Here is a 235-nt window from a genome sequence, read left to right on the forward strand (position 1 = left end):
GCCCGCCGCTGCCGAATCCGTCTCGACGGTGACCGGGAGGCACTAAGCCTGGCCATCGACGACGACGGTGGCGGTCGCATCCGCATGGACGGCAACGGCATCCAGGGGATGCGCGCGCGCATCGAGTCGCTCGGCGGTTCGCTGACCGTCGGCGCCGACAAACCCAGCAGCCTGCTGGCCAGGATACCGAGGGAACCGGCATGATTCGACTGATACTCGCCGAAGACCAGACCCT

1 pseudogene is annotated in these 235 nt (G+C 67.7%); it reads left to right on the plus strand.

The features are described 5' to 3' along the window. Positions 1 to 204, plus strand: a pseudogene (locus tag SB717_RS39690) (hypothetical protein); the annotation flags it as partial. Between the last annotated feature and the right edge of the window lie 31 nt (positions 205 to 235).

This window comes from Priestia sp. SIMBA_032 (genome assembly GCF_046535215.1).
GTDB classification, from domain to species: domain Bacteria; phylum Bacillota; class Bacilli; order Bacillales; family Bacillaceae_H; genus Priestia; species Priestia aryabhattai.